This window comes from Pseudomonas sp. PDM32 (genome assembly GCF_019219225.1).
Classification (GTDB): Bacteria; Pseudomonadota; Gammaproteobacteria; order Pseudomonadales; family Pseudomonadaceae; genus Aquipseudomonas; species Aquipseudomonas laurylsulfatiphila.
Map to the genome: position 1 here is coordinate 291,974 of NZ_JAHUWE010000010.1, position 8,290 is coordinate 300,263.

Here is an 8,290-nt window from a genome sequence, read left to right on the forward strand (position 1 = left end):
AACTACAAAAAAGGGTCGATACAAATGAAAGGAAATAAAGTGGCTGCCACTTTCGCGCTGGGTGCTATTGCACTAACCACCCAGGCACATGCGGACTTCCTGAGTGACAGCAAGGCCAACCTGGGTCTGAAGAACTTCTACTTCAATAATGACAACCGTGACGGCAGCGTCGCCCCTTCGAAAACCGAAGAATGGGCGCAGGGTTTCATGCTCGACTACAAGTCGGGGTACACCGACGGACAGCTCGGTTTTGGCGTCGACGCGCTGGGACTGCTCGGCGTGACACTGGACAGTGGCAAGGGGCGTCACGTCGGCAGCAGCATGATTCCGTCAGACAGCGACAACAACGCCGTGGATGAGTGGAGCCGTCTGGGTCTGACCGGCAAAGCTAGAATCTCGAAAACCGAACTACGCCTGGGCACGCTGCTACCGAAGCTGCCGATCCTGGTGTCAAACGACGGCCGCTTGCTGCCGCAAACCTTCGAAGGCGGCCAGTTGACCTCTGGCGAGTTCAAGGACCTGACGCTGATTGGTGGGCGGATCGAACACGCCACCGGTCGGGGCTCCAGCGATCAGACCGGCCTGGCGGCCTTGGGTGGTGTACGCGAGAGCAACCAGTTCGACTTCGCCGGCGGCGACTGGAAAGTCACCAAGGACCTGACCGCGCAATACTACTACGCCCACCTGGACGACTATTACTCGCAGCAATTTTTCGGCCTGATTCACGTTTGGCCGATCGCGGACGGTCAATCGCTGAAAACTGACCTGCGCTACTTCAAGACGGATTCGTCAGGTGAAAACAGCGACGGCACGTCTGGGTACCGGATCAGCGGCTACACCCAAGGCAATGATGGCGAGATCGACAACCAGACCTGGAGCGCTGCGCTGATTTACACCCTGGGTGGCCACGCCGTCACCGCCGGTTACCAAAGCGTGTCCAGTGGCAGTAACTTCACTCAGCTCAATCAAGGCGCGCTGCCGGACAAAGGCGCTGGCGGCTCCAGTCTGTACCTGTACACCGACCGCCTGATTCAATCCTTCACTCGTGCCGGCGAACGCACCGTGTTTGGTCAGTATGCCTATGACTTCGTCGCCCTCGGCGTGCCGGGCCTGAAAGCCTCGGTCATGTACCTCAGCGGCGACAACATCAAGACCACTACCGGCTCGAGCCAGAAGGAGTGGGAGCGGGACATCAGTCTCGACTACGCGTTGCAGTCCGGTCCTCTCAAGGGGCTTGGGTTTGGCTGGCGTAACGGCAAATCAAACAGCGAGGCGTCCCGCAACCAGGAGCAGAATCGCTTGTTCGTGAGCTATAGCATACCGCTGCTATAACCACTCGATTTCACGATCTCGCGCACAATTCAAGGACGCTGGCCAGGCCCTGTTACCTCAGCGCTTACACAACGTCAGCGCTTTTTTTGCAATCGTGATCTATGTATTTCGCTGTGGCTCCCAACAGTACTGCCCGAACTGCCATCGAAACGAAACGATGCGCATACCAACTGAGTAGCGGACGCTATAGAGGCGAACACACAATGACGAGACGGCCGGGAGGGAAAGATCAGCGTCGGCTAGGCGATTGAAAAAAGCCGGTGCCTGCAATGTCATCTGTCGGCTGCTGCCCAGGAGTCGACAATGGGCTACGAAATCACTTCACCTGTAACCTTACGGACCGGTACAACTTCAAGTTTGTCTGCGTAAGCATGGCGATGCTTGATGGTCTGCTGATCATCGGTAATGACTTTGGTAATCGCGTCCAGGCTACAAACATGCGAAAAGGCCTTGTATCCGAGCTTGGAGCTATCGGCCAGGACGATGGTCTGATTCGCCGAGGCGATCATCGCTTGCTTTATCGGGATTTCGACCGTGTTGATATTGGTGATGCCACTTTCCGGATGCACGCCTTCAGCCCCGAGGAACGCCCAATCCGTGTGGATGTTCTCGAACTTCTGCACGGTGTCAGGCCCCACCAGAGTGAAAACATTGTTGAGCATCATGCCGCCGGCGACATGCAGCGTGATGCTCGGATGCTGGGAGAGTTGCATCGCAATCATCAGGTCATTGGTAATGACCGTGATGTTCTTGCGCGCCTTCAAGGCCAGCGCCAACTGAAACACCGTCGAGCCGTTATCGAGAATGATCGATTGACCGTCCTGGATGTAGTCCAGCGCGGCCCGGGCAATGGCCGCTTTGCCCTGCTCATGCATGTTGCGTCGTACGTTGTACGGCGTATCCCCTTGATCGGCATCCTGCGAAGGGAGTACGCCGCCGTGGGTGCGAATCAGTTTGCCGCTGTTCTCCAGGAATGACAGGTCCCGGCGGATGGTGGAACTGTCGACCGAGAACATTTCGGACAACTCGGCGGCATTGACATAGCCACGTTCTTTTATGAGTTCCACGATCTGGAGCCGCCGTTCGGACGCTGTCATTTTCTGCTCATTTACTGAAAGGGATTGCACGATTGCGTGCAAAGAGTAGCCATTTAACCCCTTGAACGCAAAGGAGCCGATCGTCAAAACAGAAGCGCGGCGCCCATCGCACCCGCGCCGTCACCCAACGCGGATACCACGATACGCGTGCTTAACTCGAAGCCTTTTGAACGCACCAACGAAGCCTGGACCGCGTCTTCGTAGAGCGGAAAAAGCTGCGCCGCACTGCCGCTCAACACGACCAGATCCGGCCCATAGAGCGACATCAACGCACCCAGGCCCCGGCCGACCTGATGCCCGTACTGCTGAAACAGCCGGGCGATCCGGGAATCGTTTTGACAAAGGTCTCGATAGAAACTCAGGTCATGCTGCTCATAGGCGATCCCGGGCACCAACCTTGTCAGTTCGGCCTGCAACCAGGTGCGTGACGCCAGGGTTTCCCAGCAACCAGACACGCCACAGTAGCAAGGCGTGTCCGAGTGACCGACGGGAATATGCCCGCCTTCAGGGTGTGTACCGCTTACCGTTCGCAACGGCTGTCCACCGATCAGCAAGGCGACGCCGACACCGGTTCCGAGCGTCACGGCGAGCATTCTGCGGCTGTCGATCCCGGCCCCCAGATGAAACTCGCCGAGTGCCGCTGTCACTGCATCATTATCGATACGTACCGGCACCTGCAGATGCGCCGACAAATCCGCCACCAGCGGCAATGCGGAAAAAGTCGGCAGTGTGCTGGGGTTTTCGATGACACCGGCCACCGTGTCCACCGGCCCGCTGGCACCAATGCCCAATGACATCAGTGTCTTGTCATTCGGCACAAGTGCGCGGATGCGGCGAGCCAGTTCCAACGAGCGGCGGTGGCGCTCGAAGCGTTCGAAGGACGATGTGGGCAGCGTAACAGCGGCGATTTCACGACGATCCTCGAGGATTACCACGCGAATGCCTGTGCCGCCGATGTCGACACCCGCCCGAACGCCACCCTCACCTGCCCCACTCATAGTTTCACCGTGATTTTATTGCCATAGAGGAATTCGCCCGGAACCAGCCCCCGGGCTCGCGCAAAGGTCACTGTAAAGTGCTGAACATACAGAATTCCGGCAATCAGCCGGGTTAATTCATCATGCCCGGCGGTGGGCAACAATTGGCTCTGAGCGTAAGCCTTCGGCCCGATGGTCACCACCGTCGTGCCGTTGGCAAGCAAGTCTTGGGCGAGAGTTTCAAGGGTGCTGTCAGTGCCGTCGCCGATCAATACGGCAATCATTCCCGGGCCTGAGGTTTCCAGTGGCCCGTGGCGAAACTCTCCGCCCAAATATCCTTCGACCATGACCTTGCAGGCTTCCTTGAGTATCAATGCTCCTGTCATCGCCGTGGCACCGTCTGCGCCAATACCTACCAATGCCAGGCGTGGCTCCGCATTATCGAATGCGTTGTCGGTCAGCTGTTGGACAAGTTGGCGGTCGTTGATCAGGCTCGCCATGTGCTGCCGGAACCCGTTCAGGGTCGCCAGTAGCGGTGCTTCACTTTCGCCCCGCAACGCCAGGGCTATGCGGTATTGCGCGACCAGGGTGTTGATGTAGCTTTTGGAGCTGACTGTCGCCTCGTCCCCGGACTTGAGCGCCACTAAAATATCGCAAACCTGCGCTAGCGTACTGTTTTCTGCGTTGGTGACCCCGATGATGGTTTTGGGCCTTTTTGCCCCAGTCAACTGCGACAGCAGGGTGACGATTTCCCCGCTCATACCTGATTGAGAAGTCGCCCACAGCAACGTGTTGGGGGTGATCAGTTGCGGGAAATCCAGCAAGCGTCCCGCATCGATGCGCCACACCGGATAGCCACAGGCAGCCAGGTCCCGCTCGATCGGCAGTGCGGTGTAATCGGAAGACCCCATGCCGGTGAGAATAATGCGGTCATAGTCCGCCAGGTCCAGCTCAGCCAAGGCTGCCGGCAGCTCATAAGCCAGCTGATCATCCAGCGCGGCAACCTGATCGTTAATATCGAATTCATAGGGACTGGCAGAAAAAGACATCAGGAAACTCCAAAATCTATGTGTGTGTTTTTCAATCCTATATGCACGTTTTCGTGCAGTCAATGCACACATACACGCCATAAAACATAAATAAATCCCAGCCTCAGCGACAAAATACACGCTATAGGGTATTGACTGCACGATATCGCGCACAGATACTCGTGTCGTCAGAGGCTCGGTGCGCACTACCGCTCCTCGTACCACAATAAGATGAGGAGATTTCGATGAACGACGATCACCCCCACTCGGCGCCGGCCACCGGTTTGCAAAGTAACTCTGTCGGTCTGGTCACCGTGCTGATGCAAAGCATTGCCCAGATCGCCCCCGCTGTCGGCGTGCTCACCACGATTGCATTCAATACCCAGCAAGCGGGCCTCGGCGCGCCCTCGGCGTATATCGCGGCCTTTATCATCGGTTTGATCGTCGCCGTGTCCCTGGCGCAATTGGGCAAGCATTTTCCCTCCGCAGGCGGTTTCTATACCTACGTCAGCGCGACGGTCGGTCCGAGCGCCGGGTTCATGGTCGGCTGGCTCTATTCCTGGATTGTGGCCCTGATTCCGGGCGGCCTCGCCGCCTTCACCGGTTTCGTTCTGCAAACTGAAATCAGCAAGAACTACGGGATAAACATTCCGTGGCAGTACATCGCGGCGGCCATCCTGCTGATCGTCGGTTTCATCGCTTACAAAGGCATCAAGACGTCCGGAAAGATGCTCACCGTACTGTCGGTGGTGGAGATGCTGATCATCGCTGCGCTGGCGGTCGGCGGATTGATGTCTCCCGGTGAAGGCGGCGTATCACTGGAGGGTTTCAACCCGGCCAACAGCACCAGCTCCCACGGTTTTTTCCTGGCGGTGGTGTTGTCGATTTTCGCTTTCACAGGCTGGGAAGGCGCAGCGGCTGTGGCCGAAGAAGCGCGCAATCCGCGCAAGGTCATCCCGCAAGCCATTATCGGTTCGCTGATTCTGCTCGGTGTTTACTACGTGTTCTGCGCCTGGGGTATTCAGACAGGCTGGGGCATTGCGCACCTTGATACGCTGGCCGACTCCAAGGACAGCCCTGCATTTGCCGTTGCTCACCGTCTGTGGGGCAACGGCTGGATTCTGATTCTGCTGGCGCTGCTCAACTCCGGGATTGCGGTGTGCATTGCCTGCACCGTGGACTCGACGCGCAACTGGTACGCCATGGCCCGCGCGGAAGCGATTCCCGGTTGGCTGAAGAAGGTTCACCCCGTGCACCGCACTCCGCACACGGCGATCCTGACTCAAACGATTCTGGCGTTGATCGTCGCGCTGGTTGGCGGCACGTTCATGCAACCCGACCAGGCCTTTTTCATGCTGGCGACACTGGCGACCATCATTTACGTGTTCGTCTACTTCATGGGCAATATTGGTGTCGCGCGTTTCTTCACCACCGTGATGCGCAAGGACTTGAACGTCATCGTGCATATCCTCTTCCCGATCATTTCGACCATTGCGCTATTCACCGTTCTTTACTACTCGCTCGTGCCGCTGCCAGAGCCTCCGGTGGGTTATGCACCCATCGCCTTCGTCGTTCTGATGATCCTCGGTCTGTGGCGCCTGGTGCACCTCAAACGCAGCGGTAGCAACACCTGGAAGACGCTGTCCAAGTACGTGGTGGAGAACGACAGCCGCGCCGACGCGCTGTCGGAACAAGCGTCACCCGCGGCGAGCCTTTCTGCGGCACGTAAAGCCTGACGCCTCGATTCAAGGCAGCCCCGGATCCACGGGGCTGTTTCAGCCAAACATGTCTTTACCGGGTTATTCAAGATGGTCAATAAGGTTAACGAATTCGATTACGTCATCGTCGGTGCAGGATCGGCAGGCTGTGTCCTGGCCAACCGGCTGACCGAAGACTCCAGCGTCACGGTCTGCCTGATCGAGGCCGGGCCCAGCGATAAGAGCATTTTCATCAAGATGCCCGCCGCCCTGACCTTTCCCATTGAAAGCGATGTATTCAACTGGAAGTTCGAAAGCGAACCCGAGCCCGAACTGCATGACCGGGTGATCGGCCAGGCACGGGGCCGCTGCCTGGGTGGCAGTTCATCGATCAACGGCATGGTCTATGTCCGGGGAAGCGAAAAGGACTATGACCATTGGCGCACGCTGGGTGTCGACGGCTGGGACTTTGCCGATTGCCTGCCGTTCTTCCGCAAGATGGAAAGCTTCGAAAATGGCGCAGATCCTGCGCGCGGTGCGGACGGCCCGATCACCGTAGTGCGTAGCAAGGCTGACCACCCGCTGTATCAATCGTTTCTGGACGCAGGCCAGCAATTCGGCCTGGATGACGCCGGTGACTACAACAGCGGCAATCAGGAAGGCGTGCATGTCACGCAGACCACCATCCGCAATGGCGTGCGCTGCAGCACCAGCCTGGCTTATTTGAAACCGGCAATCCGCCGGCCGAACCTGACGGTCCTGACCAATTGCCTGGTCAAACGCGTGAACCTTACCGGCAGCGTCGCCAACGGCGTCACGGTGCAGCACAAAGGCGAACAGAAGGTCATTCACGCCGCCCGTGAAGTTGTGCTCTGCGCCGGCACCATCGGCTCCCCTCACCTGTTGATGCTGTCGGGTATCGGCAACCGTGACGATCTGGCCGCCCATGGCGTTGTATCGCGCTTGCACCTGCCCGGCGTCGGCGCCGATTTGCAGGATCATGTGGTCGCGCCATTGCGCTTCAAATCACCCGCGGGTGTATCCATCTGCAAAGAACTCAATACTCTGGGACGGTTGAAGCTCGGGGTGCAATGGTCGTTGTTCAAGACAGGCCTGGGGGCAACGCCGTTCTTCGAAGTGGGCTCGTTCTTCAAGAGCAGCGACGATGTCGACTACTTCAATATGCAGCATGAGTTCCTGCCCTTCCTCGCGGACTTCCAGTCCGGCAAGGTGCACATCGCCGACGGTTTCCAGTACTTCGTCAGCCAGATGCGCCCGCACAGTCGCGGCAATATAACGCTGCGGTCGGCCGATCCTCGCCACAAGCCGGTAATTCGCTTCAACTACCTGACCGATCAACGGGATGTTACGCAGATGGTCGACGGCATTCGCAAAACCTTGCAAATGGTCGAACAGCCGGCCTGGTCGCGTTATCGCGGCGAATCGGTGGACACGCCCGGGCTCAACGCGACGGACAGCGAGTTGGCCGCGTGGTTACGCCAGGTAGCCAATACCGAGCACCACCCCACCAGTACGTGCCGCATGGGTGTCGACGATATGGCTGTCACCGACAACCAAGGCTGCGTGCATGGCGTGAGTCGCCTGCGAGTGGTCGATGGCTCCATCCTTCCACGCGTACCGACGGCCAATATCAATGCTCCGATCATCATGGTGGCGGAGAAGATTGCCGCTGCGATGTGCAGCCGTTAAAGGCCTGCCCTGCACGGCCGCGGTGTGAAAGTCGCGGCCAGGCACATTGACGTGACCTCGCGACATTTGCACAAGGAAACCCGAAGCGATGGCGTATTACCGCACTCCTCACGACGTTACCGCTCTGCCCGCCTGGCAAGCGTTGAATGACCACCGCCAAGCCATGCAGGATTTCAGCATGCGCGAAGCCTTCAATGCCGATCCGCAGCGTTTTACTCAATTCACCCTCAGCAGTTGCGGCCTGTTTCTCGACTACTCGAAAAACCTGATCAACGCCGAGACCCGCAATCTGCTGGTGGGCCTGGCCAACGAAGTCGACCTTAAGGGCGCGATCAAATCGCTGTTCGACGGCGAAATCGTCAATGCTTCCGAGGGCCGTCCGGCCCTGCACACCGCCCTGCGTCGCCCGGTTGGCGACAAGCTGTCGGTCAATGGCGTCAACGTGATGC

Annotated in this window: 6 protein-coding genes and 1 pseudogene; 4 read left to right on the forward strand and 3 right to left on the reverse strand. The window is 58.3% G+C overall.

The annotated features are described in order from the left end of the window. Window positions 1–24 precede the first annotated feature (24 nt). Window positions 25–1,332: an OprD family porin gene (locus KW846_RS20565; protein WP_007977103.1), complete on the forward strand. Its 1,308-nt coding sequence runs from the start codon at window positions 25–27 to the stop codon at window positions 1,330–1,332. A gap of 308 nt (window positions 1,333–1,640) precedes the next feature. Here KW846_RS20565 and KW846_RS20570 read toward each other — a convergent pair whose 3' ends face one another. The 3 genes from KW846_RS20570 to KW846_RS20580 are packed head-to-tail and all read right to left on the reverse strand — an operon-like array spanning window position 1,641 to window position 4,455. Further along, window positions 1,641–2,516 (reverse strand): DeoR/GlpR family DNA-binding transcription regulator, encoded by an 876-nt coding sequence (locus KW846_RS20570; protein ID WP_256356805.1) that lies wholly within the window; start codon window positions 2,514–2,516, stop codon window positions 1,641–1,643. Further along, window positions 2,513–3,427: an ROK family protein gene (locus tag KW846_RS20575; protein ID WP_218484736.1), complete on the reverse strand. Its 915-nt coding sequence runs from the start codon at window positions 3,425–3,427 to the stop codon at window positions 2,513–2,515. The genes KW846_RS20570 and KW846_RS20575 overlap by 4 nt, the downstream gene beginning before the upstream one ends. Further along, window positions 3,424–4,455, reverse strand: a complete 1,032-nt coding sequence (locus KW846_RS20580) for an SIS domain-containing protein (RefSeq protein WP_218484739.1) — start codon at window positions 4,453–4,455, stop codon at window positions 3,424–3,426. The genes KW846_RS20575 and KW846_RS20580 overlap by 4 nt, the downstream gene beginning before the upstream one ends. A 224-nt stretch (window positions 4,456–4,679) precedes the next feature. Here KW846_RS20580 and KW846_RS20585 point away from each other — a divergent pair, with 224 nt between their 5' ends. The 3 genes and pseudogenes from KW846_RS20585 to KW846_RS20595 form a co-directional block, all read left to right on the forward strand. Next, window positions 4,680–6,170, forward strand: a complete 1,491-nt coding sequence (locus KW846_RS20585; RefSeq protein ID WP_007977109.1) for an APC family permease — start codon at window positions 4,680–4,682, stop codon at window positions 6,168–6,170. A 72-nt stretch (window positions 6,171–6,242) separates the two neighbouring features. Then, window positions 6,243–7,841, forward strand: a complete 1,599-nt coding sequence (locus KW846_RS20590; protein WP_007977111.1) for a choline dehydrogenase — start codon at window positions 6,243–6,245, stop codon at window positions 7,839–7,841. An 88-nt stretch (window positions 7,842–7,929) separates the two neighbouring features. Then, window positions 7,930–8,290, forward strand: a pseudogene (locus KW846_RS20595) (glucose-6-phosphate isomerase); the annotation flags it as partial.

Coding starts and splice junctions, on each gene's coding strand:
- KW846_RS20565 (WP_007977103.1), top strand. CDS start 25: ATGAAAGGAAATAAAGTGGCTGCCACTTTCGCGCTGGGTGCTATTGCA.
- KW846_RS20575 (WP_218484736.1), bottom strand. CDS start 3,427: ATGAGTGGGGCAGGTGAGGGTGGCGTTCGGGCGGGTGTCGACATCGGC.
- KW846_RS20580 (WP_218484739.1), bottom strand. CDS start 4,455: ATGTCTTTTTCTGCCAGTCCCTATGAATTCGATATTAACGATCAGGTT.
- KW846_RS20585 (WP_007977109.1), top strand. CDS start 4,680: ATGAACGACGATCACCCCCACTCGGCGCCGGCCACCGGTTTGCAAAGT.
- KW846_RS20590 (WP_007977111.1), top strand. CDS start 6,243: ATGGTCAATAAGGTTAACGAATTCGATTACGTCATCGTCGGTGCAGGA.